This is a genomic window from Pararhodobacter zhoushanensis (genome assembly GCF_025949695.1).
In the GTDB taxonomy this organism is placed as follows: domain Bacteria; phylum Pseudomonadota; class Alphaproteobacteria; order Rhodobacterales; family Rhodobacteraceae; genus Pararhodobacter; species Pararhodobacter zhoushanensis_A.
Window position 1 is genome coordinate 2,416,471 of the sequence record NZ_JAPDFL010000001.1, and the last position, 26,730, is coordinate 2,443,200.

26 protein-coding genes are annotated in these 26,730 nt (G+C 66.6%); 12 read left to right on the forward strand and 14 right to left on the reverse strand.

The window, feature by feature from the left end; all coding sequences use genetic code 11:
• Positions 1–2: 2 nt before the first annotated feature.
• From trmB to OKW52_RS12155, 4 genes are all read right to left on the reverse strand, one after another.
• Entirely contained in the window at positions 3–737 is a 735-nt protein-coding gene (gene trmB, locus OKW52_RS12140; protein ID WP_264505936.1) for a tRNA (guanine(46)-N(7))-methyltransferase TrmB, read from the reverse strand.
• Between the two features lie 39 nt (positions 738–776).
• Complete coding sequence (locus OKW52_RS12145; protein WP_127104009.1) at positions 777–1,223, reverse strand: DMT family transporter; 447 nt, start codon at positions 1,221–1,223, stop codon at positions 777–779.
• 65 nt (positions 1,224–1,288) lie between these two features.
• On the reverse strand, positions 1,289–1,867 hold the full coding sequence (locus OKW52_RS12150; RefSeq protein WP_264505937.1) for a thymidine kinase: 579 nt from the start codon (positions 1,865–1,867) through the stop codon (positions 1,289–1,291).
• Positions 1,868–1,974: 107 nt separating this feature from the next.
• Positions 1,975–2,403, reverse strand: coding sequence for an FKBP-type peptidyl-prolyl cis-trans isomerase (locus tag OKW52_RS12155; protein ID WP_127104007.1), 429 nt, complete (start codon positions 2,401–2,403; stop codon positions 1,975–1,977).
• Positions 2,404–2,905: 502 nt separating this feature from the next.
• On the opposite strand from OKW52_RS12155, the gene OKW52_RS12160 reads away from it, so the two are divergent.
• From OKW52_RS12160 to OKW52_RS12170, 3 genes are all read left to right on the forward strand, one after another.
• Positions 2,906–4,657: an alpha/beta fold hydrolase gene (locus tag OKW52_RS12160; protein ID WP_264505938.1), complete on the forward strand. Its 1,752-nt coding sequence runs from the start codon at positions 2,906–2,908 to the stop codon at positions 4,655–4,657.
• Between the two features lie 101 nt (positions 4,658–4,758).
• Entirely contained in the window at positions 4,759–5,478 is a 720-nt protein-coding gene (locus OKW52_RS12165) for an endonuclease/exonuclease/phosphatase family protein (protein WP_264505939.1), read from the forward strand.
• Positions 5,478–6,998: a phospholipase D-like domain-containing protein gene (locus OKW52_RS12170; protein ID WP_264505940.1), complete on the forward strand. Its 1,521-nt coding sequence runs from the start codon at positions 5,478–5,480 to the stop codon at positions 6,996–6,998. The genes OKW52_RS12165 and OKW52_RS12170 overlap by 1 nt, the downstream gene beginning before the upstream one ends.
• On the opposite strand, the gene aat is transcribed toward OKW52_RS12170, so the two are convergent.
• From aat to accB, 3 genes are all read right to left on the reverse strand, one after another.
• The gene (gene aat / locus OKW52_RS12175) at positions 6,993–7,625 is read right to left on the reverse strand and encodes a leucyl/phenylalanyl-tRNA--protein transferase (protein WP_264505941.1); all 633 of its coding nucleotides are present in this window, start codon (positions 7,623–7,625) and stop codon (positions 6,993–6,995) included. The two genes, OKW52_RS12170 and aat, sit on opposite strands and share 6 nt — an antisense overlap.
• Positions 7,626–7,734: 109 nt before the next feature.
• Positions 7,735–9,081 (reverse strand): acetyl-CoA carboxylase biotin carboxylase subunit, encoded by a 1,347-nt coding sequence (accC, locus tag OKW52_RS12180; protein ID WP_264505942.1) that lies wholly within the window; start codon positions 9,079–9,081, stop codon positions 7,735–7,737.
• A 9-nt stretch (positions 9,082–9,090) separates the two neighbouring features.
• Positions 9,091–9,579 (reverse strand): acetyl-CoA carboxylase biotin carboxyl carrier protein, encoded by a 489-nt coding sequence (gene accB, locus OKW52_RS12185; protein ID WP_264505943.1) that lies wholly within the window; start codon positions 9,577–9,579, stop codon positions 9,091–9,093.
• Between the two features lie 206 nt (positions 9,580–9,785).
• Here accB and OKW52_RS12190 point away from each other — a divergent pair, with 206 nt between their 5' ends.
• The 4 genes from OKW52_RS12190 (at position 9,786) to OKW52_RS12205 (ending at position 14,706) form a co-directional block, all read left to right on the forward strand.
• Positions 9,786–11,123, forward strand: coding sequence for a helix-turn-helix transcriptional regulator (locus OKW52_RS12190; protein ID WP_264505944.1), 1,338 nt, complete (start codon positions 9,786–9,788; stop codon positions 11,121–11,123).
• Between the two features lie 115 nt (positions 11,124–11,238).
• The gene (locus OKW52_RS12195; protein ID WP_264505945.1) at positions 11,239–11,676 is read left to right on the forward strand and encodes a response regulator transcription factor; all 438 of its coding nucleotides are present in this window, start codon (positions 11,239–11,241) and stop codon (positions 11,674–11,676) included.
• A gap of 7 nt (positions 11,677–11,683) precedes the next feature.
• Positions 11,684–11,980, forward strand: a complete 297-nt coding sequence (locus OKW52_RS12200; RefSeq protein ID WP_264505946.1) for a hypothetical protein — start codon at positions 11,684–11,686, stop codon at positions 11,978–11,980.
• Complete coding sequence (locus OKW52_RS12205) at positions 11,977–14,706, forward strand: ATP-binding protein (RefSeq protein WP_264505947.1); 2,730 nt, start codon at positions 11,977–11,979, stop codon at positions 14,704–14,706. The genes OKW52_RS12200 and OKW52_RS12205 overlap by 4 nt, the downstream gene beginning before the upstream one ends.
• A gap of 218 nt (positions 14,707–14,924) precedes the next feature.
• On the opposite strand, the gene OKW52_RS12210 is transcribed toward OKW52_RS12205, so the two are convergent.
• Complete coding sequence (locus tag OKW52_RS12210; protein ID WP_264505948.1) at positions 14,925–16,703, reverse strand: ABC transporter ATP-binding protein; 1,779 nt, start codon at positions 16,701–16,703, stop codon at positions 14,925–14,927.
• Between the two features lie 162 nt (positions 16,704–16,865).
• On the opposite strand from OKW52_RS12210, the gene OKW52_RS12215 reads away from it, so the two are divergent.
• Entirely contained in the window at positions 16,866–18,626 is a 1,761-nt protein-coding gene (locus OKW52_RS12215) for an SLC13 family permease (protein ID WP_264505949.1), read from the forward strand.
• 97 nt (positions 18,627–18,723) lie between these two features.
• Here the strand turns inward: OKW52_RS12215 and OKW52_RS12220 are convergent, their stop codons facing one another.
• The 3 genes from OKW52_RS12220 to OKW52_RS12230 form a co-directional block, all read right to left on the reverse strand.
• The gene (locus OKW52_RS12220; RefSeq protein WP_264505950.1) at positions 18,724–20,349 is read right to left on the reverse strand and encodes a pentapeptide repeat-containing protein; all 1,626 of its coding nucleotides are present in this window, start codon (positions 20,347–20,349) and stop codon (positions 18,724–18,726) included.
• Positions 20,350–20,558: 209 nt separating this feature from the next.
• Positions 20,559–20,981 carry a hypothetical protein gene (locus tag OKW52_RS12225; protein WP_264505951.1) on the reverse strand — a complete coding sequence of 141 codons (423 nt, stop codon included), beginning with the start codon at positions 20,979–20,981 and terminating at the stop codon, positions 20,559–20,561.
• A gap of 72 nt (positions 20,982–21,053) precedes the next feature.
• On the reverse strand, positions 21,054–21,425 hold the full coding sequence (locus tag OKW52_RS12230; RefSeq protein ID WP_264505952.1) for a hypothetical protein: 372 nt from the start codon (positions 21,423–21,425) through the stop codon (positions 21,054–21,056).
• 159 nt (positions 21,426–21,584) lie between these two features.
• On the opposite strand from OKW52_RS12230, the gene proS reads away from it, so the two are divergent.
• The 4 genes from proS (at position 21,585) to OKW52_RS12250 (ending at position 24,005) form a co-directional block, all read left to right on the forward strand.
• A complete protein-coding gene (gene proS / locus OKW52_RS12235) occupies positions 21,585–22,925 on the forward strand; it encodes a proline--tRNA ligase (protein ID WP_264505953.1) in 1,341 nt (446 codons plus the stop codon).
• 203 nt (positions 22,926–23,128) lie between these two features.
• Positions 23,129–23,557, forward strand: coding sequence for a 2-oxoglutarate and iron-dependent oxygenase domain-containing protein (locus OKW52_RS12240; protein WP_264505954.1), 429 nt, complete (start codon positions 23,129–23,131; stop codon positions 23,555–23,557).
• Positions 23,535–23,687, forward strand: coding sequence for a hypothetical protein (locus OKW52_RS12245; protein ID WP_264505955.1), 153 nt, complete (start codon positions 23,535–23,537; stop codon positions 23,685–23,687). The genes OKW52_RS12240 and OKW52_RS12245 overlap by 23 nt, the downstream gene beginning before the upstream one ends.
• A gap of 24 nt (positions 23,688–23,711) precedes the next feature.
• Complete coding sequence (locus tag OKW52_RS12250) at positions 23,712–24,005, forward strand: 2OG-Fe(II) oxygenase family protein (protein WP_264505956.1); 294 nt, start codon at positions 23,712–23,714, stop codon at positions 24,003–24,005.
• 36 nt (positions 24,006–24,041) lie between these two features.
• Here the strand turns inward: OKW52_RS12250 and OKW52_RS12255 are convergent, their stop codons facing one another.
• The 3 genes from OKW52_RS12255 to OKW52_RS12265 form a co-directional block, all read right to left on the reverse strand.
• Complete coding sequence (locus OKW52_RS12255) at positions 24,042–24,833, reverse strand: hypothetical protein (protein WP_264505957.1); 792 nt, start codon at positions 24,831–24,833, stop codon at positions 24,042–24,044.
• 122 nt (positions 24,834–24,955) lie between these two features.
• On the reverse strand, positions 24,956–25,333 hold the full coding sequence (locus OKW52_RS12260; protein WP_264505958.1) for a hypothetical protein: 378 nt from the start codon (positions 25,331–25,333) through the stop codon (positions 24,956–24,958).
• A gap of 443 nt (positions 25,334–25,776) precedes the next feature.
• Positions 25,777–26,469 carry a nitroreductase family protein gene (locus OKW52_RS12265; RefSeq protein ID WP_264505959.1) on the reverse strand — a complete coding sequence of 231 codons (693 nt, stop codon included), beginning with the start codon at positions 26,467–26,469 and terminating at the stop codon, positions 25,777–25,779.
• Between the last annotated feature and the right edge of the window lie 261 nt (positions 26,470–26,730).

The window sequence follows — 26,730 nt, forward strand, 5'->3', positions numbered from 1 at the left end:
CCTCAGGGCTTGCGGAACGTCATGTAATGGGGCGTGCGGCCTTCGCGCAGGGCTTTTTGCTCGTACCGGGTCGAGAACCAGTCCGCCCAGGCGGTCCGGCTGTCGGCTACCAGCTCGAAACCCGCCTGCGGCACTTCTTCAAGCGTCTGACGCGCGTAGTCGGCAATATCGGTGGCCACCCGGAACTCGGCACCGGGTTTGCAGGCGGCAAACAGCGGCACAAGATGGTCTTGGGTCACAAAGCGGCGACGGTGATGGCGCGCTTTGGGCCAGGGGTCGGGATAGTTCAGAAAGACCTTGTCGAGCGTCGCATCGGGCATCACGTCGAACAGATCGCGCGCATCGCCGGGATGCAGCAGCAGGTTGGGGCAGGGCCGGTTGCGCAGCAGCCCCAGCGCCATGGCGACGCCGTTGACGAAAGGCTCGCAGCCAATCAGGCGGACCTGCGGATAGGCCGCAGCCATATGCACCATATGCTCGCCGCCGCCAAAGCCGATTTCCAGCCAGATCGGCCCGTCACCGGGAAGCGCCTGTGCCATGTCCAGCGGGCTGCGCTCGGGGTTCTCGTCGATCGACACGCCGCGCAGGCGCAAGTCGGTGAGATCCTCGGACAGATAGGTCCGCTGCGCCGGGCGCAGGGTTTTGCCGTGCACCCGGCCATAGAAATTGCGATGCGTGCGCAGCGCGGCAAGCGCGGGGTGCGGCGGCAGGTCGGGTTTCTTGGGCTGGTCACTCATGCGCGGGCGAATAGCGCGCCTGTGGCTGGCTGGCAAGCCTCAGGCGCGCTGGATCAGAAACAAGCCCAGACCCATGAAGCCAAGGCCCGCAGCCCGGGCAAGGGTGATCGGGCGCAGGATGGCACCGAACAGACCGAACTGATCAATGGCGGCCGCGCTGATCACCTGTCCCAGCAACACAAAGAACACCGCGTTGCCGACCCCGAACCGGGGCGCGACGAAGGTAACGGACAGCACGTAAAAGCACACGAACAGACCGGCCAGAAACAGATGCCACGGCTGACCGGGCAGGCTGGCAAAGCCGCTTTGGCCGCCGGTGACCAGCATCACGACCAAGGCCCCCAGCATCGCAACACAGAACAACACGACCGCTGCGGCGGTCGGCGAGGCAAGCCGCGCACCCAGCTGCGCGTTGAGCGCGGCAAGGACGGGGATGCCGATCCCGGCGGCGAGCATGATCGCGGCATAGCGCAGGGTGTCGGGCATGGGAGTCACCTTGTGATGTCAGCAGCGGCCAGACTGGCGCAGCGCCAGCAGCGAGGCAAGAGCGCTCAGCGACCGACCGCCGCGCGCCAGTGGCGGCGGCAGAGCGAGACATAGGTTTCGTTTCCGCCGATCTGTACCTGCGCGCCCTCGCGCAAGGGCTGGCCGTCGGCACCTTGTCGGATCACCATCGTCGCCTTCTTGCCGCAATGGCAGATGGTGCGGACTTCGCGCATCTCGTCCGCCAGGGCCAGCAGCGCAGCCGAACCGGGGAACAGCTCACCGCGGAAATCGACCCGCAGACCGTAGCCCATGATCGGCACGTCCAGATCGTCAACGGCGCGGGCCAGTTGCCAGACCTGTTCGTGCGACAGAAATTGCGCCTCGTCGATGAACACGCAGGCGATGGCGCCTTGGGCGATGCGCGCCTCGATCTTGGCGAAAAGGTCTTCGCCGGGGGCGAAGGTATCGGCTTGCTCGCCGATACCGATGCGCGATGCGATGCGCCCGTCTCCGGCGCGGTTGTCGAACTGCGCGGTGATCAGATAGGTCTGCATCCCGCGCTCGCGGTAGTTATGCGACGCCTGCAGCAGGATCGTCGATTTACCGGCGTTCATCGTCGAATAGTGGAAATAGAGCTTGGCCATCGTCGCGGTTTAGCGCGCGGCATGCGGGCTGAAAAGCCCGTTTGCGCCCTCGTCCGCAGGCGGGTTGAGAACCGTCGCCCGGGACGAGGGGCCTTGCCTCAGCCGGTTCAGCTGACGGCGACGACCTCGACCGCGAAGGTCAGGTCCTTGCCCGCGAGCGGGTGATTGGCGTCGAGCACGACCTGCTCGTCATCGGCCTCGATCACGACGACCGGAATCACCTGGCCCTGGGCCGACTGCATCTGCAGCTGGGTGCCCGGGTCGGTCGGGATATGGTCGGGGATCTGGGCGCGCGGGACGGCCTGACGGGCGTTGGCGTCATGCTCGCCGTACGCCTGGTTCGCCGGGATGGTGACGGTTTTCTTGTCGCCCACGGCCATGCCGTCAATCGCGGCGTCGAGACCGGGAATGATCTGACCTGACCCCAGCGTGAAGCTGAGCGGCTCGCGGCCTTCCGAGCTGTCGAACACGGTGCCGTCGGACAGGGTGCCGGTGTAATGGAACTGAACGGTGTCACCCGCCTTTGACTGGGTCATGAAATCTCCTGAGATCGGAATGAATGGCGGAGGCGCCTTTGGCGCGGTTTCTCCGGTTGAACCCTGAGTTTAACAGCCCCGTCCCCAGAGTAAAACCCTGGGGTCCGAGTTGGGTTTCGGTGGGCGAATACTTGCGAGAAAATCAAGGCGTTAAGGCGGTTTTGCCCTGCCGTCCTGAGCAATGTCTCGGGACGCTGCGCGGTCAGAAGCGCTTGTCAGCGCCCGGATCATGCGCCTTGCACAACGCGCCGCCATGATCGCGTCCTCTGGCGCAGAGCGCCCGCAGGGGGCGCGTGCGGATAACCGGGACGCCGCCCGTCGTCAGACAGACCAACAAAAAAGGGATAGTTAAAATTTATACGTGATGAAGATCCTCTTAATGTGATCGGATTCGGCGCGCTTGGCTTCACCCATTCGGGCTAAATCCCTCGCCAAACTGGGCAAAATGAGGCAACCTGACCCCGTTCGCGCAAGAAATGTTGCAAATCGCGGGGGATAGCCTGTGAGAGATCAGAACGAGGACGCGGCCCTCGACGCCGAACGGGCCCGGTTGATCGGCAGCATCTATGACGTCGTGCTCTCGCCCGAGCATTACGACAGCTTCATGACCGACTGGTCCGATTTCGTCGACAAACTGGCGCGCAGGCTGGGCGAGTTGCATGTCACCGACGGCCCTTCGGCCCGCCAGTTGCAAGACCCGGTGATCGAGGCGCATTTCCGCCGCGCCTTCGCGCTGTTCGAACGGATGGGGCGGGGCGAACCCAACGAGTCCCTGGGCGGCCACCGCGCGCCTTTGGTCCGGCTTGGGCGTGGCGGCGTGGTGTTGTCGGCGCAAGAGGACGCGGCGCAGCTGTTTGGCGACACACTCTCGTTGGCCACGATCCGTGCGGCACTCGAACCTGACAGCGCCGCGCGCCTGACCACGCTGCTGGCGGCCTTTGACCGGGCTCCCGCATCGGGGCGCTTCGCGGTGCTGTCGCTGTCCGAGCAGCCCGCGACCGACGCGGGCAGTTTGCCGGGCGGGGGGCTGGTCTCGGTGGTGACGACGCGCGATCCGGCGGGTCAGGATTTCGTTGTCGAACTGCGGGCCATGAGCATCGGCTGGAGCGCGCCGCTGGCCAGCGTGCTGGTCGAGACCTTCCACCTGACCCCGCGCGAAACAGAACTGGTGCGCGAACTCACCCGTGGCGGCGATCTGCCGGCTGTGGCGCTGCGCATCGGGCGCTCGCTCAACACCTTGCGCGCGCAGCTGAAATCGGTCTTTGCCAAGACCCGCACCAATGCGCAGTCCGAACTGATGCGCCTGATCGCCGCGATGGTGCTGCACGGTGCCGAAGACAGCCGGGCCAAGGCCGCTGCGGGGGATGGGACCGAAGTCGCGGTGGATCTGGGCGACGGACGGATCATGCCGGTCGCTGTGCTGGGGCCAGAAGACGGGCTGCCGGTGGTGTTCGTTCACGGCATGCTCGAAGGGCTGGCGGCGCTGCACCGCCTCGGCCCGGCGCTGCAGGCTGCGGGTCTGCGACTCTACGCGCCGATGCGGCCCAATTTCGGCATCTCTTACCCCGCGTCGCGCATCCGCGAAGCCCCGGATCATTTTGCCCGCGATCTGGGTCTGGCGCTTGGCGTGCTGGGCTTGTCGCGGGTGGTGGTGATCGGCCATATGGCGGGTGCGATCTATGCGTACGGCGCCGCTGCGCGGCTGGCTCAGCAGGTGGCTGGCGTGGTCTGTGTGGCGGGCTGTGTCCCCATCGTCACCATCGAACAATTCGCCCAGATGACCCCGCGCCAGCGCGCGGTCGCCTATACCGCCCGCTTTGCACCCGCGTTGTTGCCCGCCGTGCTGCGGGCCGGTATCGCCCAGATCGACAGCGATAACGCCCAGAATTTCATGACGCCGCTCTATCCCAAGGGCACCCGCGACCGCGAGGTCGTCGAGCGCGAGGGCATCGCCGAAGCCTTGCTCGAGGGCTATCGCTTCACGGTAGCGCAGGGGCAAAAGGCGTTTCAGATCGACGCCTGGCATGTGACGCGGGACTGGTCGGCGCTGGTTGCCGCGTCCGATTGTCCGGTCGCGCTGATCCACGGCGATGCTGATCCCGTGGTTCGGTTGAAAAGCGTGCGGCACTTCGCGCAGCAACACGGCCGCGTGCACCTGCACGAGATCGACGGTGAGGGACAGCTTTTGCTGTACAGCCAGCCCGGCGTCGTCCTGGCTGAAATCCGCGCCTTTGCCGAACGCTGCCTCGCGTAGCCCGCAGCCCCTCACTGCCGTGTGTGAGCCTTTCGGCCGCGCAGCCATTGCCGCGGCGGGGTTGCGCCCTATACTCGCCTAAGTCCCAAAAAGAACGTCCCATGCCGCACCGTCCAGAGCTGATTGTCGGCTCCTACAACATCCACAAGGCCGTGGGCACCGATCGCCGCCTCGATCCGCATCGCGTGATCTCTGTGATCCGCGAAATGGCGCCTGACCTGATCGCCTTGCAAGAGGTCGACAAGCGCTTTGGCGACCGTCGCGGGATTCTGGATCTGGACGAGCTTTACGCCCAGACCGGGCTGCAACCCGTCCGCCTGAGCCTGCGCAAAAGCGCGTTGGCGCATGGCTGGCACGGCAATCTGATCCTGTTCAAGGATGCCGAGCTTGAGGACGTGCGCACCATCGATCTGCCGGGAATGGAGCCGCGCGGGGCCATTGTGGCGGATCTGACCTTTGCCGGGCAGCCGATCCGCATCATCGCGGCGCATCTGGGTCTGCTCAAGGGCTCGCGCCTGTTGCAGGCGCGCCGGCTGGCCGATGAGATCAGCCCCGACCGCCCCACGCTGATGATGGGCGATCTGAACGAATGGCGGCGCGGCGCGGGCTGCTCGCTGATGCCGTTGAAAACCGGGCTGGACGCTGTCGCCCGCGCCTCGACCGTGGCCAGTTTTCCCTCGGCCCGTCCGATGCTGGCACTGGACCGCATCATCGGCTGTACGCGGGCCGAGGTGGTGGATCTGTCCCCGCATACCTCGGCGCTGTCGCGTATGGCCTCTGACCACCTGCCCATCCGGGCGCGCATCCGATTGGGCACATAATGCACTGGCAATCCTGGGTTGTGATCGCGCTGCTGGTGGCCGGTGCGGGGGCGTTGCTGACGCTCTGGGCCACCGGGCGCTTTGCCAAGCGCAAGCGCGGCAAGGCCACGCATGTGCTGCCCGCCGGGTCGGACACCCGGCTCGATGCACTGATGGAACCGCTGGAGCGCGCGCATCCGGGGCTGACGGGCGCGCGACTGGTGCCCGTCGACAAGGACGCGCTGACCCTGCGGCTGGCGCTGGCGCACAGCGCCGAGCGCAGCCTCGATCTGATGTATTACATCTGGGAGGATGACCTGAGCGGCCGCCTGCTGGCGCAGGCGGTGCTGGACGCAGCGGATCGCGGCGTGCGGGTACGGATGCTGTTTGATGACGTCAACACGCTGAACCGTGACCCGACCTACCGCGCGCTCGATCGCCATCCGCGCATCGAGGTCCGTCTCTTCAACCCGATCCGCAACCGCGACCGGGGCGTGCTGCGCGGGCTGGAAATCCTGTTCAACCTGATGCCCTACAACCGACGCATGCACAACAAGATGTGGCTTTCGGATCAACGGCTTGCGATCTCGGGTGGGCGCAATGTGGGCGATGCCTATTTCGGTCTGCAACGGGGCTGGGACACCGATTACGACGACCTCGACATGCTGCTGTCGGGGGCCGTTCTGCGCGACATGGGCGCGCTCTATGACCGCTTCTGGAACTCCGGCCTCTCGCTGCCGGTGCGTCGGCTCTGGCTGGGCAAATCCACCCGGCTCAAACGCTTTCGCCGCAACCTGAACCGGATACTGGCGAAAAAACCCAGCCAGGAGCGGATCGAAAAGCTTGACCTGCCGCTCGCCGACCAGGCCGAAGAGGTGCTGAACGTCGAGACCCTGCGCTGGACGGACGGGCTGTCGTTCATTGGCGATCCGCCCGAAAAGACGCTGGGCACCCGCCGCAATGGCTGGATGGCCAGTGAACTGATGCCGCTTCTGCAATCGGCCAAGCGCGAGCTGCGCATCATGACGCCGTATTTCGTGCCCGGCGGGCCGGGGCTCAAGGCGCTGGTCGATCTGCAGAAATCCGGCGTGCAGATCGAGATCATCACCAACGGCTTGCGCCGCACCGACAGCGTATTGGTCTACGGCGCCTATCGCTGGTATCGCCCCCGCCTGCTGGCCGCCGGGATCAAGCTGGTCGAGGCCGCAACCCCCGGCGCGCCCGACACGATGGTGCACGCCAAGACCTTTATCGTCGATGGCGAGAGGGCCTTTGTCGGCTCGTTCAATTTCGATCTGCGTTCGGCGTTTCTGAACACCGAACTGGGGATGCTGTTTGACGACCCGGGGTTGATCGAGGATCTGACCGCCCTGTTCGAAGCCGCCTGCACCCCCGATAAAGCCTGGCGTCTGTCCATGGACGGCCGCTTTATCCGCTGGGAGCGCGGCGAGGAGAGCACGCATACCGAGCCGGGCACCACAGCATGGAAACGCGCGCTGACCTTCGCCATCGGTCATTTGCCGATCCACCGGTTCCTATGACCAGAAGGCCCCGTCCGCGCTGTCAGGGTTAACCGGCGCAAAGGCGGTCTCGGCTTGTGCCGGTGCGATCAGCGCCTCTGCCAGCAGCTGGCGATACCGCGCGCGGGGGATCTCGATACCGCCCAGACTGGCCAGATGCGGCGTCAGATATTGTGTGTCCATCAACCAAAACCCGCCGCGCCGTAACCGCGCGACCAGCTCGGCCAGCGCCAGCTTCGAGCCATCCGTCACCCGCGAGACCATGCTTTCGGCAAAGAACGCACCGCCGACCGCCAGCCCATAGACACCGCCGGCCAGCGCACCGTCCGGGCACCGAACTTCGACAGAATGGGCCAGTCCCATCATGTGCAGCTCGTTGAAAACGCGGAAGATCTCGTCGTTGATCCAGGTGACGTCGCGGTCAGCACAGGCGCGCATGACGCCGCCGAAATCGCTGTCGCAGCAAAAGCGGAAGCCACCCCGCCGGCGCGACCGCAGCAAGCTGCGCGAGGCGCGAAACCCGTCCAGCGGCAGCACGCCGCGCTGACGCGGTTCGAACCAGTGAATGGTCGGATCGTCGGCGGTCTCGGCCATCGGGAAGACCCCGCCTGCATAGGCCTTGACGATCAACTCCGGCGTCAACCGCATCGCGCCCCTATTTTCTGTCTGAAAGTATCCACGGGGGGATCCCCAAGGGGGGCGCGTGCGCTCCCCTTGGGCGAGGGGGTCCGGGGGCGAGCAGCCCCCGGCGTCCCGGTCACCCCAGTTCTTCGGCCAGAAACTTCTCCAGCCAGTGGATGTTGTACTCGCCGGTCACCACGGCTTCATTCTCAAGCAGCGCAAAGAACAGCGGGATCGTGGTGTCGATGCCGTCGATGATCAGCTCGCCCAGCGCCCGCTTCAGCCGGGCAATCGCCTCGGGCCGGTCGCGGCCGTGGACGATCAGCTTGCCGATCAGGCTGTCGTAATAGGGCGGGATGCGGTAGCCGCCGTAAAGCGCGGAATCCATCCGCACGCCCAGCCCGCCGGGCGCGTGGAAGGTGTTCACCAGACCGGGGCAGGGAGAGAAGTTCGGCAGTTTCTCGGCGTTGATGCGCACTTCGATGGCATGGCCGTTGAGCACCAGCTCATCCTGCGTGAACGACAGGCCCATGCCCGAGGCAACACGGATCTGCTCGCGCACCAGATCGACGCCAAAGATCGCCTCGGTCACCGGGTGTTCGACCTGCAGACGGGTGTTCATCTCGATGAAATAGAACTCGCCGTCTTCATAGAGAAACTCGATGGTGCCCGCGCCCGAGTATTTCATCGCGCCGATGGCATTGGCGCAGATCGCGCCGATTTCGGCACGCTGTTCGGGCGTGATCGACGGGCCGGGGGCTTCTTCCAGCACCTTCTGGTGGCGGCGCTGTAGCGAGCAGTCGCGTTCGCCCAGATGGACCGCGTTGCCCTTGCCGTCGCCGAACACCTGAATCTCGATGTGGCGCGGCTTTTGCAGGTATTTCTCGATATAGACTTCGTCGTTGCCGAAGGCGGCCTTGGATTCCGAGCGCGCGGTGCGGAAGGCGACTTCCAGCTCGGTCTCGGATTTCGCCACTTTCATGCCGCGTCCGCCACCACCGGCGGTCGCCTTGATGATCACCGGATAGCCCATGGCACCCGCGACCTTCTTGGCGGTTTCCACATCGGGCACGCCGCCCTCGGACCCCGGCACCACCGGGATACCCAGCGCCTTGGCGGTTTCCTTGGCGGTGATCTTGTCGCCCATCATGCGGATGTGCGCCGCGCTGGGACCGATGAAGGTCAGGTCATGATCTTCGACCATCTGCACGAAACTGGCATTTTCCGACAGAAAGCCATAGCCCGGATGGATCGCCTGCGCGCCCGAGATTTCACAGGCCGAGATGATCGCGGCCATGTGCAGATAGCTGTCAACCGACGGGGCTGGGCCGATGCAGATCGCCTCGTCGGCCATGCGCACATGCATGGCGTCCGAATCGGCGGTCGAATGCACGGCAACCGACTGGATGCCCATCTCGCGACAGGCCCGGATGACCCGCAGCGCGATCTCGCCGCGGTTCGCGATGAGGATTTTGTCGAACATGGACCTGCCTTATTCGATGATCATCAGGGGGGCGCCGTATTCGACCGGCGTGCCGTCGGAAACGAGGATGCGCTTGACCGTGCCCGACGTCGGTGCCGGGATATGGTTCATCGTTTTCATCGCTTCGATGATCAGCAGCGTATCACCGGCGCTGACCTGCTGGCCGACGCTGACAAAGGCAGCGGCACCCGGCTCGGCGGCCAGATAGCACGTGCCGACCATCGGCGAGGCTACCGCGCCCGGATGCTCGGACGGATCGGACGACGCGGCGGCGGCGCTTGCCGGCGCGGCTGCCGAAGGGGCAGCGGCGGCAGGAGCGGGCGCGTAAGAGACCGGCGCGGCCTGAAGGACCGGGGCGTGCTTGGCGACTTTCACGTTGAGCGTGTCGTTTTCACCGTATTCGCGCTTGACCGAAATCTCGGTCAGCTCGTTGGTGTTCAGAAGCTCGGCGAGTGCCTGAATGAAGGCCACGTCGGCCGTGATGTGATCTTTGCTCATGGACATCCTCGTTGGGGTAGAAGGCTTGCGCCCCGGCCCCGATGCTTGTCTGGCTGCGTGTCTGGCGCGTCATGCGCTTTGCCGCGGCGTTATACGTCAGGCCCCTGCGTCTGAAAAGTGCCATTCGCCCCGGTGTCGGTCGGGGCGCTTTTCCCGCGCGTCGGGCCGGTGCATGGTGTAACAGGTTGAAGAAGGAGGCAAGCGATATGCCCAAATCGGCGCTCTCAGGCACGCGTATCCGCGCATTGCGCACGGCTCGGCGGCTCGGCCAGGCCGATCTCGCGCGCATGGCCGGTGTGTCGCCGTCCTATCTCAACCTTATCGAGCACAACCGCCGCCGTGCCAGTCCCCGCATCATCGAGGCCATCGCCGGGGCGCTGCAAATCTCGCCCGAGACCTTGGATGAGCGTGCCGGAGATGCGCAGGTCGAGGCCTTGCGCGCCGCCGCTGCCCGCGCGCACCCCGCCTCTGTCACCGGCACCGCGCCCGAGATCGACCGGGCCGAAGAGCTGACCGGCCGCTTTCCCGGCTGGGCCGCGCTGATCACGCAGTTGCACACCGCGACCGAGACACAGGATCGCACCATCGAGCGGCTTTCGGACCGCATGGCGCATGACCCCAACCTGTCCGAGGCGCTGCACGAGATCGTCTCGGCGGTGACGGCGGTGCAGTCCACGGCGGCGATCCTGGCCGAATCCGAGGATCTCGAGCCGGAATGGCGCGCCCGGTTTCACCGCAATATCCATCAGGATTCGGTCCGGCTGGCCAATGCGGCCGAGGCCTTGGTGGCGTTTCTGGATACCTTTGGCGAAGAAACCGGCCTCGCTGCCCCGCAGGAAGAACTGGAAAGCTGGCTCGAGCACCAGGGCTTTCACGTCGCCGCCATCGAACATCCCGCCAGTCCCGACTGGAACGCCCTGACCAGCGGGCAGGCCGAGCTGGCCTCAGCCGCTGCGCGCACCTTGGCCGTCAGTTGGCTGGACCGTGCCCGCGTTGATGCGCAGGCGCTGCCGTTGGCGCAACTGATGCCGGTGTTGATGGCGATGCTGGGCGGCGGCGGGGTCTTTGCGCCCGAGGTTCTGGCGCGCCAGTTCGGCGTCAGTCTGGCGCAGTTGTTCCGCCGTCTCGCCACGCTGCCGTCCGCGCCGGGTGTTCCGCGGTTCGGGCTGGCGGTCTGCGATGGCTCGGGAACGCTGACCTTCCGGCGCCCGGTCGACGGGTTCCAGCTGCCCCGGTTTGGCGGCGCCTGTCCGCTCTGGCCACTGTACGAAGCGCTGGGTCAGCCCGACCGCCCGGTGCGGGCGCTTGTCGAATTCGCCGGTCGCCCGCCGGCGCGCTTTGTCGCGCATGCCATCGCCGGGGCACGCGATCCGCTGCGCTTTGACCCGCCGCATGTGTGGGAAGCCAGCATGCTGGTGACACCCGCTTTGGTTGCGGCGACGTCGGGGGATTCCGCCGAGCCGCGTGGCGTCGGCACCAGTTGCCGGGTCTGCCCGCGCATGGACTGCCCGGCGCGGCGCGAGCCGTCGATTGTTGCAGGGTAAGCCATCCGACACGCTGAGGCATGCTTTGACAGAGATGTGATAAGACGCAATAGTCTGTGCCAGACGCCGTCCGGGGAGGGCGGCGCAGGCGACAGAACCGGGGGAGGACCACGGCATGGAGCACGATGGCACCGCACCCTCGGGGACTGCGGCGGTGACGAGCCCCGGCAGCCCGGGCACTGGCGGCGGTCGTTCGGTGCTGGTGGTCGAGGATGAGCCGAACATCTCGGAAGCGATTCGCTATATCCTCAAGCGGGATGGCTGGGCGGTAACGCTGGTCGACAGCGGGGCCGAGGCTTTGGATTTTGTCACAACCGCGCGCCCGTCGGTGATGATATTGGACGTCATGCTGCCCGGCGTCAGCGGCTTCGATATCCTGCACGCCCTGCGCAGTCGGCCCGAGACCGAGGATCTGCCGGTCATCGTGCTGACCGCCAAAGGCTCGGTTGCCGTGCGCGACACGGCGCTGCAGGCCGGTGCCTCGCGGTTCATGGCCAAACCTTTTGCCAATGCCGAGTTATTGGCTGCCGTGCGCCAGCTTGCCGGGCTATGATCGCCCGATGAAAGCGCCCCGAGCCCCCCTGTTTCTGGAACGTGAAACCTATCGCCGCCGTCGCCTGATGGACGCGGCGCGGATTTTGCCGGTGGTCGGGCTGGTGATGATCCTGTTGCCGGTGCTCTGGTCCAGCAGCGAAGGCGGCATCGGCACGGCGGGCGAGACGGTCTATCTGTTCGTGCTGTGGATCGGGCTGATCCTTGCCGCCGGGTTGCTCTCGCGCCCGCTGCGCGCGGCGCTTCGGCGGGAAACCACGCCCCCCGCCGCCGAGGCCGGAGGCGACGGGGACACCGCGTCATGACCCTGAACATCCTGATCCCGGCGGCGCTGGGGTATGTTGTCTTTCTGTTCGTCATCGCCTCGCTGGCCGAGCGCCGGGCGGAAAGCCTGCGGGCCTCGGGTCGCAAACCGCGCTTTCTGCGTTCGCCGCTGATCTATACGCTGTCGCTGTCGGTCTATTGCACGGCGTGGACGTTTTACGGCGCGGTGGGCTATGCGGCGCGGTCGGGGCTGGAATTCGTCACCATCTACTTGGGGCCGACACTGGTTTTCGTCGGCTGGTGGTGGCTGTTGCGCAAGCTGGTGCGGATCGGCAAGGCGCAGCGGGTGACGTCGATCGCCGACCTGATCTCGTCGCGCTACGGCAAGTCGAACGCGGTGGGGGTGATCGTCACCATTCTGGCGGTGGTCGCCACCACGCCCTATATCGCGCTGCAGCTGCAATCCATCGCGCTGGCCTTTGGCGCCTTTGCCGCCGACCAGCCGCTGGCCCCGCGCCAGCTGGCGCTGTGGGTGGCCGTGGGGCTGGCGCTGTTCACCATCCTGTTCGGCACGCGCAATCTGGATGCCAATGAACAACACCACGGCGTCGTCACCGCTATCGCGGTCGAGGCGGTGGTCAAGCTGGTCGCCCTGCTGGCCGTGGGCATCTGGGTGGTCTGGGGGCTGGCCGATGGGCCTGCCGACATCATGGCGCGCATCAGCGAGGCCGAGCGCCCCGAGTGGGAAATCCAGCCGGGGCGCTGGCTGGGGCTGACCTTTCTCGCCGGGGTGGCGGTGATGACCCTGCCGCGCATGTTTCAGGTCCTGGTGGTCGAGAATGCCGACGAAAGCCATGTCGGTGTCGCCAGCTGGGCCTTTCCGCTCTACCTGATGGCGATGAGCCTGTTCGTGCTGCCCATCGCGGTGGCCGGGCTGACCTTTCTGCCGCCGGGGATGAACCCGGATCTGTTCGTGCTGACCCTGCCGCATGCGCTGGGGCAGGACGCGCTGGCGATGCTGGCGTTTCTGGGCGGGTTTTCGGCGGCGACGTCGATGGTGATCGTCGCGGCGCTGGCGCTGGCGACGATGGTGTCCAACCACATCGTTGTACCGCTGTGGCTGAGCACGCGCAGGCGCGCACCCTGGCCGGTGCCCGAGGCCGGGGACATGCGCGGGCTGGTGCTGAACGCGCGGCGGCTGTCGATCGGGGTCATTCTGGGGCTGGGGTATCTGTATTTCGCCGTCTCGGGGGGATCGCGCGCGCTGGCGGCGATCGGCCTGATCTCGTTTGCCGGGATGGCGCAGGTGTTTCCGGCACTGATGGGGGCGTTGTACTGGCGCGGTGCCAGCCGTCTGGGGGCTGTGGCCGGGCTGGTCGTTGGCGCGCTGGCCTGGCTCTATACGCTGTTCCTGCCGTCCTTCGGGCCGGGCGTGATGATGAGCGCGGATCTGATGGCGCAGGGGCCGCTGGGCATCGGCTGGCTGCGCCCCCACGCGCTGTTCGGGGTCGAGGGGATGGACCCGTTGCTGCACGCGCTGTTCTGGTCGCTGGCGCTGAACGCGGTGGCCTTTATCGCAGGCTCGCTGCTGAGCTTTCCCAGCCCGGTCGAGCGCGTGCAATCGGCGCAGTTCGTCAATGTCTTCGACTACAGCCGCGGCGAGGATCGCCCCAGCGCCCGCGGCTGGTCGCGCGAGGCCGCCGAGAACGAGGCCGAGGATCTGCTGGCGATGTCGCAGCAGATCCTTGGCGGGGCCGATGCGCAGGGGTTCTTTCAGGCCGAGGCGCGCGCGCAGGGCAAGGGCGGCTTTTTGCCCGATCCCACGCCTGATTTTCTGGACCGGCTGGAGCGCGAACTGGCAGGCTCGGTCGGGGCGGCGACGGGCCACGCGATGATCGCGCAGATCGTCGGCGGGCGGCTGGTGACGGTGGATGACCTGATGGCGGTGGCGTCCGAGACCGCGCAGATCATGGAGCATTCCGCCCAGCTGGAAGCCAAGTCCGAGGAACTGGCCCGCACCGCCCGCCAGCTGCGCGAGGCCAACGAGATGCTGCAGAAGCTCTCGGTGCAAAAGGACAGTTTTCTCAGCCAGATCAGCCACGAGCTGCGCACGCCGATGACCTCGATCCGGGCGTTTTCGGAAATCCTGATGGATGACGAGGTCAGCCCCGACGAGATCACCCGCTACGCCCGCATCATCCATGACGAAAGCATCCGCCTGACGCGGTTGCTTGATGATCTGCTGGATCTGAGTGTGCTGGAACACGGGCAGGTCAATCTGGATATCCAGAGCGAACGGCTGAGCGTGCTGCTTGACCGGGCGCTGATGGCCTCGAATTCGGTGCAGCCGCAGCGGGTGTTCACCATCCGCCGCCAGACGGTTGACGAGGACATCGCCCTGCGCACCGACATCGGGCGGCTGACGCAGGTGTTCATCAATGTGCTGTCGAATGCCCGCAAGTATTGCGATGCCACCCAGCCCGAAATCCGCATCACCACGCGCCAGCGCGGCGGGCGGGTCACGGTGGAGTTTGTCGATAACGGGTCGGGTATTCCGAAGAAAAGCCAGATGCTGATCTTCGAGAAATTCGCCCGGCTGACCGATACGCATCAGGCCGGCGGCGCCGGGCTGGGTCTGGCGATCTGCCGCGAGATCATGCAGAATCTGGGCGGCGAGATCGCCTATCTGCCGGGGCAGGGCGGCGCGGCGTTCCGGGTCAGTTTTCCGGCGGTTTTGCAGGCCCGGCCCAGCCGCGCGGCGCGGTGAGGTCAGTTGGTGCGGGGGGCTGCCGCCCCGTGTTTCCTGTTGGTGCGGGGGGCTGCCGCCCCGTGTTTCCTGTTGGTGCGGGGGGCTGCCGCCCCGTGTTTCCTGTTGGTGCGGGGGCTGCCGCCCCCGGGCCCCCTGCTTCAAGGGGGACGCACGCGCCCCCCTTGAAAATCCCCCGTGGATATTTTGGGACAGATGAGGGGCCTACAGGGCCGGGCTCAGTCCTTGAATTGCAGGGCGTAGAGGCGGGCGTAGGTGCCCCCCTTGGCCAGCAGGGTCTCGTGATCGCCTTCCTCGACGACGCGCCCGGCCTCCATCACCACGATCTTGTCGGCGTGGCGGATGGTCGAGAGGCGGTGCGCGATGACCAGCGTCGTGCGGTTGGCGCTGAGCTTGTCGAGCGCCTGCTGCACCAGCGCTTCCGAGCGGGCGTCGAGCGCCGATGTGGCTTCGTCCAGCAGCAGGATCGGGGAGGCGCGCAGCAGCGCGCGCGCGATGGTCACGCGCTGGCGCTGGCCGCCCGACAGGGCCGAGCCGCGCGGTCCGACCCGGGTGTCGAGCCCATCGCTGAGCGAGGGCAGGAATTCATCGACATGCGCGGCCGAGAGGGCCTCGGCGAGGCGCGCTTCAGAGACATTGCTGGCCCCCATCAGCACATTGTCGCGCAGCGTTTCGTCAAAGAGGGCGCTGTCCTGCGCGACGACGCTGAACAGATCGCGCAGGCTGCGCAGGTCGGTGCGCGTCACATCTGCACCGCCGACGCTGACGCGCCCGGCCTGCGCATCGGCCAGCCGGGTCACCAGCGTGAAGACCGTGGTCTTGCCCGCCCCCGACGGGCCGACCAGCGCCGTGGTCTTGCCCGGCTCGGCGGTGAAGCTGAGGCCGCGCAGCACCGGTTCGCCGTCATAGGCAAAGGTGACATCGTCAAAGCGGATCTCTTCGGTGCCCGGGGCGGGCAGCGGATCAAGCGGCCCCTCGGGTTGGGCGATGCGCGGCTTTTCGTCGAGCAGCCGGTAGATGCGCTCGAGCGAGGCCAGCACGCTCTGCCACGTCCCGGCAAGCGCGCCCAGTCGGCGCAGCGGATCGAACAGAAAGGCGATGGCCGAGAAGAAGGTCATGAACTCGCCCACGGTGCGCTCTCCGGCGACGATCTGGCCGCCGGCCAGCACCAGCACCAGCGCAAAGCCCAGAGCGGCCACCAGATCCGACATCGAGCCCATGGCCGCCTGACCGCCAGCGACGCGCACGCGCGCCTTGACGAAACGTGACAGCACCTGACTGAGGCGGGTGGTTTCCTGCTCTTCCAGCCCGGTGCGCTGGATCGTGACGACACCGTGGAAGATCTCATCCAGCCGGGTCGAGGCCGCCGCCGAGGCGTCCCGCGCGCGGATGCCCATCGTGCGCACCGCGCGTTGCAGGATCGCGGCGGGCAGCACCAGAAGCGGGACACCGACCAGAGCGGCGACGGTCCACAGCCAGTCGGTCCACAGCGCCACCGCCAACAGCGCGAGGATCGAGATTGAATCGCGCGCGACGCCGGGGATGAGCCTGTCAAAGATCGCCGCCACCTCGGCCGTGTCGCCGCGTACGCGGTCGATCAGATGGCCGGGCGGGTGCGTGTGGTGAAACCCGTGATCCAGCGTCATCAGATGGCCGGTCAGCTTGGATTGCAGGCCGGTCACCACCTTCTCGGACACATACGCCATGACTGTGCGATAGGTGAACGAGGTGATCGCGCGCACCACGAAGGTCGCGCCGAACGCCAGGGCCACCCAGAGCACCATATCCGCCCGACCTGCGACCAGCACATCGTCGAACATCGGCTTGAGCAACGCGCTGAGCACGCCCGTCATGGCCCCGTCGATCACCATGCACAGCGCACCCAGCAACAGCCAGGGAACCCAGCGGCGCGCATACCCGTTCCAGAACCAGCGCGCCAGCATGCGATCATGGGCGCGGTTGACGGTCGGGGCGTCGGATTCAGGGGTAGAGCGCATTGGCGGCAGGCCTGTTGGGGATCGCGCGGGTCTATACCGCGGATTGTGGCGCAGGGAAACCGGAGATGCGGAACCGCGAGGCTGTGCAGGGGTTTGCTCCTTGGTAGAGAATCGGTCAGGTTGGCCGCTTGTCGCCGGTTCAGGATCGCGAGAGGGGCACCGATGGACAGCCAACAGATGATGATCCTTGCCGTGCTTGGCCTGACCGTGGCGGGTTTCTTGTGGGGTCGCTTTCGCCATGATGCCGTCGCATTGGCGGCGCTGGTCGCCTGTGTGCTGACCGGTCTCGTGCCGGTCGAGACCGCCTTTGCCGGGTTCGGGCATCCCGCCGTGGTGACGGTGGCCTGCGTGCTGATCCTCAGCCGGGCGTTGCAGCATACCGGAGCGGTCGATGCGCTGGCCCGGCGCGTGTTGCCGTCGCAGGCGGGTCAGGTGCCTGCCGTGGCGGCCCTGATGGGGCTGGGCGCGGGACTGTCGGCGTTCATGAATAACGTGGGTGCGATGGCGCTGCTCATGCCGCTGGCTGTGCAACTGGCGGGGCGGCTCAAGCTGCCGCCGGGACAGGTGCTCATGCCGCTGGCCTTTGGCACGATCCTCGGCGGTATGGTGACGCTGGTTGGGACGCCGCCGAACCTGATCGTCGCCGGCTTTCGCCCGGAGTCGACGTTTCGGATGTTCGACTTCACCTGGGTCGGCCTGCCGGTGGCCGCCATCGGCATCGCCTTCGTGGCGCTGATCGGCTGGCGGCTGGTTCCGGCGCGCAGGCCCAGCGGCGAGGCGCCCTTCGAGACCGGCGCCTATCTGACCGAGCTGCGCATCCCCGAGGACAGCAAGGCCGTCGGCCTGACCCTGCGCGGGTTCGAGGATGCGCTGGACGGGCTCGATATCATGGTGCTGGCGCTGGTGCGCGGCACCACGCGGCAGAACAACCCGCACCGGGGGCGCAAGATCAAGGCAGGCGATCTGTTGATCGTCGAGGCCGAGGCGAAGGCGCTGACCGAGAGCGCCGCCCAGCACGGCATCGCGCTGGACGGGCTGTCGGCGTTTGAAGAGGAGGAAGACGATGACGAGATCGTCCTGCGGGAATTTGCGCTGCTGCCCGGCTCGGCGCTGATCGGGCGCTCGGCACGGCAGTTGCAGCCGCGCTCGCGCTGGGGGGTGTCGCTGCTGGCGATCTCGCGCGAGGGGCAGCGGCCGCGCGGACGGCTGGGCAGTCTGATGCTGAAATCGGGCGATCTGCTCTTGTTGCGTGGCACGCCCGCGCTGCTGGCCGAATTCGCGCGCGACATGAATTGCGTGCCACTTGATACAGCACCCGTGTCGGTGCCCGACAAGGGTAAGGCCATCGCGGCGGCGGGGATCATGACGGTGGCGATCCTTGCCTCGGCGGTCGGGCTGGTGCCGGCGGCGGTGGCGTTTGCGGCGGGAGTGCTGGCGACGATGCTGACCCGGACGCTGCCGCTGCGCGAGGTGTATACGGCGCTGGACGGGCCGGTGATCGTGCTGCTGGCCGCGCTGATCCCGGTGGCGGGGGCGATGCAGGCGACCGGGGCGGCGGATCTGCTGGCGGGCGGGCTGGTCGACGGGCTGGCGCAGGGCAACACGGTGGCGGCGCTGGTGGTGGTGCTGGTGGTGACGATGGTGCTGTCGGACGTGATGAACAACGCGGCGACGGCGGCGGTGATGGCCCCCATCGCGCTGGGGATCGCGGCGCAGCTGGGGGCGCAGGCGGACGGGTTCCTGATGGCGGTAGCGATCGGGGCGTCGTGCGCCTTCCTGACGCCGATCGGGCACCAGAACAACACGCTGATCTTAGGTCCGGGCGGGTTCCGCTTTGGCGACTACTGGCGGCTGGGACTGGCGCTGGAGGTGGTGATCGTGGCCGTCTCGGTGCCGATGATCCTGTGGGTCTGGGGGGTGTGAGGGGCCCGGTTGGCGGGCGTTTCGTACGGTGGGATAGTTGCACGGAGTGAGGGAATTCAGGGGGTTGAGTGGGGGCGTTAGGGTTTTGGTAGGGATTTCACGCCGTTTCAGGGGAGGCGGGCGGTGGCGCAGGTTCGAAACCATCGGGGTTTTCTTGCCAACGTTTCCATTCGCTGAGGAACGAAACCTCGGACTCGTCGAATGACAAGTATGGCGGCACGAATGACAAGTATGGCGGCACCCACTTTAGCCAATGCGCTGGACTTTGCCTGCCTTTGGGCAAGAGAACCGACTCATCACCGAAGCTTGCATTGACTTGTTCCTGAGAAATCGGCACCGAAGAACAATCCACATCCCTGAGCGCTGCACCTCGAAGAGTAGCAGCGCTCAGGGATGTGTCTGAATCCATCCGCGCTTCGATGAGGACCGCCCCCTCCATCCGCGCCCCGCTGAGGTCCGCCCCCTCCATCCGAGCTTCGATGAGGTCCGCCCCCTCCATCCGCGCCCCGCTGAGGTCCGCCCCCTCCATCCGCGCCCCGCTGAGGTCCGCCCCCTCCATCCGCGCCGCGCTGAGGACCGCCCCCTCCATCCGCGCCCAGCTGAGGACCGCCCCCTCCATCCGCGCCCCGCTGAGGTCCGCCCCCTCCATCCGAGCGTTGTTGAACTGCGCCAAGTCAAAGTTGCCTTTTTGCAACTTTGCGTTCTGAAGATTGGCGTGACGCAGGTCGAGTTGATAGCCCGAGTACCGGCCAACGGCGTCGGTCCAAGTTTCCAGCTCGCGTTCGAAAGCAGCAAGGGCTTCGGGTGTGAGTGCCGCCTTGCCGGGGTCATCGGGTAGCGCGGGGCAGGGCGTGTCGACATGACGGGTGATGCTTTGGCTTGGCGTAGCGGGCCATGCGGCCTCGACCAACAGTTGATCGTGGGTACGGCGGCCGATGACCTTCAAGGCTTGGGCGATGTCTTCCCGCGGCGTTGGGAGGCTTTGCGCCCATAGGCGGACCAGGCCGTTGCGATCTTGGCCGAATCGTTCCTCGCGTATGGTGAGATGCTCCTTGCGCTCGTCTTCGGTCGGATCGTCCTTGAGGTGTTCCCAGTCACCATAGGGATGGTACTGCGCGCTGCTGGCGGGGGCGTTTTCGCGGATATAGGCGCAGAGGATTTCCATCACGCGGACGTGGTCGCGGCCTTTGTCATGGGTGGTTGAATCCTGCGCGATGCGTTCGAGAGAGAGGATCGCGCCGATGCGGACTTCGAGGTTGGGTTTGGTTTCTTCCACGCCGTCTTTCTTGACCGTCTTTTCCGCCCCCAGCATCTCGACCGCTTTGGCGATGCGGTCGGTCATGTGGCCTTCTTTCTGGTAGCGGACGGTCTGGTGTTTCAGCACCGTGCCCCAGATCAGAAAAGGCGCGCCGAGGAGGGCGGCGATCAGCGCGCCTGCGCCGAGGTTCGGGCCCGCGCCGCCGGTTTCGGTCACGCGGAACGTGTGGAGGAGCACGGTGAAAGCTGCGCCCACAGCGCCGAGAAACAGGAGTGTGCCGAGGATCACCATCGCGGCGAGCAAGGCGTTTGCGTCGGGGTTGGCGAAGGGCCAGCGGCTGGCGACGGGCTTCGACAGAAGCGGTAGCGCGGCCCAGATCAGGAGCACGAACAGCGCCAAGGCGAGAGCGATGACGAGCCAGACGGGCACAGCGAGGGTTGTGAAGACGGAGAAGGGATCAGGCATACGCAACACTCACCAAGTGGTTGCGGGGAGGGTGCCTCAGGGGCGAGGGTTTGGGAAGGGGGTGGTGGGGTGAAACCCCACCCTACGGGCGCGGCAAGGGCGGTTGTTTGGGAAGGGGGTGGTGGGGTGAAACCCCACCCTACGGGCGCGGCAAGGGCGGTTGTTTGGGAAGGGGTGGTGGGGTGGAACCCCACCCTACGGGGTGGTGCTCAGGCGTTGCAGTCGGGGTAGCGGATCACGTCGCCCGGGCGGTCGATGATGACGGTGCCCTCGGCGCGCAGTTGGTCGAAGGCGGTGTCGATCGGGCGGAAGTAGGGGCCGTCGCGGCTGAGGGTTTCCTCGGCGGTGACGCCGAGCTGGGCGGCGAGGGACTCGGCCAGGATCCGCTCGCCGCCGTTCAGCGGCAGCTCGCAGCCGTGTTCGGCGAAACCGGCGCGGATGAGGGGGATCATCGTCTCGGGCGGGATGGTCGAGGGGGCAATGGGCGTGCGCGACACGTCGGTCATGCCGCCGGGGCTGCGCGGAGCGGAGGGCGTGTGCGGGGATTGCGGGGTCTTGGGCGACAGTTGCGCCTGGGCGAGGCCGGTGGAGAGGGCAAGGACGGTAAGGGCGATGAGGGGGCGATGAAACATGGGATGGGTCCAAAACTCAGGGGTTAAAGCCCGAGTCTCGGCCATAAGGGCAAGGTCTGTCAATTGCGCGGGTTAACCGGCGTCGCAGCCGGGGTAGCGCAAGGTGCTGGTCTGGGGGTCGACAAAGACGAGGCCGCTTGCGGCGAGCTGCTGCAGGGCGGTTTCGATCATCGCGCGGTAGGGGCCGCGTCTGTCGTAAATGTCGGCCACCGCGAGGCCGAGGCTGCTGGCAAGCCCCTCGACAAAGGTGTTTTCGGCGCTGGCGCGCGGCAGGGCGCAGTCATTGGCGGCGAAGATGGCACGGATCGTGGCGAGCATCGATTCCGGGTCGGCGGGTGCGGGGGCGGCCTGCGTTGGCGGCGGGGTCTTGGACGGGGTCTGGGCGCTGGCGAGGCTTGCGGTGAGAGCCGTGGCGGCGAGGACGATCAGGGCGCGGCGGAGCATGGGGTCGGGCCTGTGTGCAAGAGGGACGCAGAGAACGCTGGCGCGTGCGGGGGCGTCTGTCAATCGGGACGACGGAGGCGCGATGCCGTGCCCTGCGGCTTGCCGGTGGCGTGTCAATCGCCTAGACAAGCGCGAACCCGTTCCTTCCAAAGGTGAACCATGCGCCTGAGCCGCTATTTCCTGCCCGTCCTCAAGGAAAACCCCTCGGAGGCGCAGATTGTCAGCCACCGGCTGATGCTGCGCGCGGGGATGATCAAGCAGCAGGCGGCGGGGATTTATTCCTGGCTGCCGATGGGCTTCAAGGTCCTGAAACGCATCGAACAGATCGTGCACGAGGAGCAGGTGCGCGCGGGGCATATCCCGCTGCTCATGCCGACGCTGCAATCGGCGGATCTGTGGCGCGAATCCGGGCGCTATGACGCCTATGGTCCCGAGATGCTGCGCATCAAGGACCGGCATGACCGCGAGATGCTGTACGGGCCGACGAATGAGGAGATGATCACCGACATCTTCCGGTCGCATGTGGGGTCGTACAAGGATCTGCCGCTGACGCTGTACCACATCCAGTGGAAATTCCGCGACGAGGTGCGGCCCCGGTTCGGCGTGATGCGCGGGCGCGAGTTCCTGATGAAGGACGGCTATAACTTCGACGTCGACAAGGACTCGGCGCTGCACGCCTATAACCGCCATATGGTCAGCTATCTGCGCACCTATGAGCGCATGGGCCTGACGGCGATCCCGATGCGGGCCGACAGCGGGCCGATCGGGGGCGACGATACGCATGAATTCCTCGTGCTGGCGCAGACGGGTGAGTCCGAGGTGTTCTTCGACGACCGCGTGACCACGCTGACGCTGGGCGACCGGGCGGTCGATTATGACGACCGCGAGGCGGTGGCGGCGGTGTGCGAGGAGTTCACCACGCTCTATGCCCGCACGGATGAGACGCATGACGCAGGCCTGTTCGACGCGGTCCCCGAGGAGCATCGCAAGGTGGCGCGGGGCATCGAGGTGGGGCAGATCTTCTACTTCGGCACCAAATATTCCGAGCCGATGGGCGCGGTGGTGGTCAATGACAAGGGGGAGCGGGTGCCGGTGCACATGGGCTCGCACGGGATCGGGGTCAGCCGCTTGCTGGGCGCGATCATCGAGGCCAGCCATGACGACAAGGGCATCATCTGGCCCGAGGGCGTCACGCCGTTCCATGCCGGGATCGTGAATTTGAAGCAGGGCGACGAGGCGGCGGATGCGGCCTGCGAGGCGCTGTACAAGGCGCTGGCCGGGGTTGGTCTGGAAGCGCTCTATGATGACCGCAACGACCGGGCGGGGGCGAAGTTTGCGACGATGGATCTGATCGGTCTGCCGTGGCGCATCACCGTAGGCCCGCGCGGGCTGGCCAAGGGCGTGGTCGAGCTGACCTCGCGCCGCACCGGCGAGAGCGAAGAGATGACGCCGGAAGCCGCCGTGGCCCGGCTGGTTGCGATCTACGCGCCGCATCGGTGAGCGGGTGCGGCGCGCGGCCCCCATCGAGGGGGCCGCGCGCCGGCGCCTGTCGGCGCAGGGGGCTGTGCGCCCCCTCGGGCGCAGGCGCGCCCTTCACCCCCTGCAGAGTATTTCTGACACGATGAGGGGGCGCTGTTGCCGGATCGGGTCAGGGGCGTATTTTTGGCAAGATGAAGGGGCGGCGGGCGAGGGCGGCTGAGGGGGTGACGATCCCGCGGGTTGACTGGGCGGCGCTGCGGGCCGGCGATCCGGTGCAGGTGGCCGAGGGTCGGCGCGGGGCCTGCGACGTCGGGTTTCTGACGCGGGTGAACACACCGATTGACGCCGGGCAGCTGCGCGCGGCGTTGGCGGCGTCTCGGGCGTTCTTTGCGCAGCCTTTGGCGCTGAAGGCCGCGGTGGACATGGCGCGCACCGGGGCGAGCCGCGGTTGGGGCGGGCCGGGGTCGGAGCAGGTCGATCCGGCGGCAAACCGGGATTACAATGAAGTCTTCGATCTGGGGTTCGCGGTGGCGGGATCAGCGCTGGCCGTGCCTGCGCCCACTCTGGGGCCGGAGCGGCCTGAGGGCTATTACGCGCGCAGCGCGGGCGCTTTCGCTGCACGGGTTGGGCGTGATAGCCGGGGCAATTGGTGAAGACCCGCACTGGATTGACGGCGCTTTCGATCAGCCGATGGCGGTGTTGCGGGCCAATTACTATCCGCAGCGGCCGGGTTGGGCGGGCGAGCAGGATTTCGGCATCGCCGCGCATACCGACCATGGGTGACTGACGCTGCTGGCCACCGACGGTGTGCCCGGGCTGGCGGTGCAGCGGCGGGATGGCGGCGGGCTGGGTGTGGTGGCCGAGCCGGGCGAATTTGTCCTGTATTTTGGCGAAATGCTGGAGATGGGGTCAGGCGGGCGCATCAGGGCGACGCCGCACCGGGTTGTCGGCAGCGCCCAGGCGCGCGTTTCCGTGCCGCTGTTCTTCAACCGCAGCCCTGCGGTGAACGTGGCACCCTTGGGAACAGGCGGCGTGGTGCGGGCGGTCGATCACCTGCCGCGACGGTTCAACGAGACCTACGTGCCTTTGCACAAACGCTGACCGCGTGCCGTCAGGGCGCTGCCCGGTCGCCCCGCGTCAGGGAGCGGCCGCTGGGGCGACCTCGGGCTGGGGCACGGGTGTGACCTCGGCGCTCTCGGGCGGATAGCCTTGCTCATAGGCGCGGCAAAGAATCCCGATGCTGAGAACGACCGGCAGAGAGGTGACGATGAACTCGACGAGCGAAAGCGCGAAGGGGATCACCGGCGACGGCCAGTTCTGCTCGTTCGGCGGCGCAACTTGGTTCAGTGACCAGAAGAGTGCGAGCATTGCCGGCAAGGCGATCAGGGCGAGCTGAAGCAGGACCTTCCACCATGTCTTGCGCGCGGCGCGCAGGGTCTTGCGCAGCGACATCGGGCGACCCATCGCGGCGGCGGGCAGTTGCGTGCCGAAGACCGACAGGATCAGCCCGCTCCAGGGGATCATTGCAACAAAGGCCAAGCTGGCGACAGCGTTGCGAAAGTCTGGTGTGTCCCGGGGCGTAAAATCGACAATCAGGGTCACCGGGAGCAGGATGATGACGACAAAATAGAGCAGGCTAACGCCCAGAAAGCGCCACAAGTTTGCGATGGTCAAGAGCGGCTTGCCATCGTCGGTTTCCCATGTCCGCGACCAGAAGCGGCGAGGGCGGAGCAGGAGGACCTGGAACAGAGCGCCGTAAAAGAACAAAAGGGTGATTAACATCGTCGAATTGGAACCGCCATCGGCATTGAGAGACGCCAAGCCGACCATCAGCACCGCGAAGAACGCCACAACGGGAAACGAATGGGCGACGGCCCTGACCAGATACGCGAATAACGACGGCATGAACGCTCTTCCCTCACTCTGCACGCTTAGGGTGTAGGCCGGGAGGATGGCTACGTCGTTGTGAAATCACCAAACCCAGGTTTGAGGACACGGATCTGTGATCGATGCGCCACAGGCGGGGAGGCTGCCGACGTGGTGAGATCTGCTCAGGTGGCCGGCGTCTCGCGCAGGAAAGCGCGGGAGAGGATGGCGACTTTCAGGACCCCGATCGGGGCGACGGTTGCCATTGCCACAGCCGCAACGATCACCATCTGCGCAGACGGGGCGCGGTGGTTGAGCCATGACAGGGCATCGTCGGTGAGCATCGGTTCTGGCCCGAAGACGGGGGACGACCACCCAACGGCGGCCAGGAACGCGACGCCAAGTCCGAGCGCAAATACCAGAAGCTGAAACGCACTCCGATGCCATGTCGAGCGCGCAGCTTTCCGCGCTTCGAGCGGGGAAAAGGGCAGGCCGAGGGCTGCTGCCGGCAGCAGCGAGCCAAAGGCGGCGAGCACGGGCCAGAGCGTCACGACGCAGACCATGGCCGTGAGCCCTCGGCGGTCTGAGCGATGGGCCGGATCACGCGGCCGCACAGCGTCGGTCACGGAGAGGGCCGCAAGACAGCCGAGCAGCGCCGCAACCAGAAGGAAGCGCAGCAGGCTTGGTCCGGGGCGGGGTGTGCTCTTGTCGCTGGCCTGCGCAAGGCGTCGCCAGTGTCACGGCCCCAGGAGGAGCCGCCTGTGAACAAGGGAGAGAAAGGCGGCAGCGGGAAGCAAGGTGCCGATGAACGCGGGTGAGAGCAAGGTGATCACGAAAAAGCCCCCGATCAGCGGCAGGCAGTCGCGGATACTTTGGGCAAGGTAGAGGACGATGTTCTGGTGCGCAGGGGGCGCTTGCTTTCAACTGGGAGGTACTGACCGGGCGCAATCGCGTCAGGGGGGCGATACGGCGCTTGGGCAACCTCTGCGCCTCTGGCACTTGGGGATCAGCGGAACACGCTCAGGATTTCTTCCAGCGGTTTCTTGGTTTTGGCCACGGCGGGGACGGTGGCATCCTCGGCCGGATAGCCGACGGGCAGGATCATCACCGGCTTCTCCGAGGCTGGCCGACCGCAAAGATCGTTGAGGAATTTCATCGGGTTGGGCGTGTGCTCGAGGCACACCAACCCCGCATGGTGCAGGGCGGCGATCAGGAAGCCGGTGGCGATGCCGACGCTTTCGGGGACGTAGTAATTCTTGAACCGCGCGCCGCCGGGCCGTTCGCCCCAGCGTTGAGCGAAGATGACGATCAGCCAGGGCGCGTCGGTCAGATGGGGTTTGGAGGCGCCGGTGCCGATCGGCTCCAGCGCGGCCAGCCATTCATCGCCCGCGCCGCCGGCGTAAAAGGCGCGCTCTTCATCCTCGGCGGCGGCACGGATGCGGGCTTTCAACGCCGGATCGGCGATGGCGACGAAATGCCAGGGCTGGTGGTTGGCCCCTGAGGGCGCGGTGCCCGCGGCGGCGATGCAGGCTGCGATGACGGGTTCGGGGACCGGGCGGGCGCTGTAGTCGCGCACCGAGTGGCGCTTGCGCAGGTAGGTGAGAAAAGCCTGCGCCTGAGTCAGGGCGAGCGCGTCCGTGGTCTGGACGCGGTCAGGCAGCGGGACGGGCTGGTACTGGGGCTTTGCGCTGTCGGACATGGGCACCTCCTGAGACCCCTTGCGTAGCAGCGCGGTGCAGGGTGGTCCAGCGGTGTCATCTTAACCTTCGGGCAAGGGTTTCATGCGCAGACTGGGGCAGGGAATCCGGATCCTGTCTATGCCACACAGGAAGAGAGGTCGCTTGGAAACAAACGCATAAGGTGCCGGTCGGCACCGTACCCGTGGCTGTGGATTGACGCGCGGGGTGGTGGGCGGTAGGGGTCCATCTCGCACACCCATCCGCCCGGTCGGGGATCCGAT